Source organism: Sphingobacterium sp. 18053 (genome assembly GCF_902706145.1).
In the GTDB taxonomy this organism is placed as follows: domain Bacteria; phylum Bacteroidota; class Bacteroidia; order Sphingobacteriales; family Sphingobacteriaceae; genus Sphingobacterium; species Sphingobacterium paramultivorum.
The window spans coordinates 1-389 of sequence record NZ_CACSJW010000061.1 but is presented as its reverse complement, the minus strand read 5'-3'; the positions used below and the strand labels follow the sequence as shown (position 1 = coordinate 389).

The window sequence follows — 389 nt, the reverse complement described above, 5'->3', positions numbered from 1 at the left end:
GTACTGCATAGGGTCGTAACCCCAGTTGTAAACAGCCTGAGGTTTGTTTTCATCCACACTGCCAAAATCATACACTGGTAAGAGTTGAATATGGGTTACGCCCAAGTTTTTGATATAGTCCATGCCAAGCTGCATACCGTCTAAGACAGGGGATTCTGTCAGACAGAGGAATTGGCTACGGTGTTTAAAGCCGGCTTCTGTCTGCCAAGAGAAATCACGGACGCTCATTTCATAGACAATAGCCTGAGAGATAGGGCGTTGGGTCTTGGCACGACGAACCTTGTGAAGCTTATTTGGGTTGATGACGTAGCTATCGCCAGAGTTTGCCTTAGAAGAAAGGGCATAAGGGTCGTGAACAGCAATCCATTCGCCATTGACTTTGTGGAGAT

At 46.8% G+C, this 389-nt stretch carries 1 protein-coding gene; it reads right to left on the bottom strand.

Annotated features, from left to right (window positions below; genetic code table 11):
* Positions 1-389, bottom strand: a 389-nt coding sequence (locus tag GVK91_RS27285; protein WP_200845731.1) for a hypothetical protein, incomplete at both ends; no start/stop codon positions are given.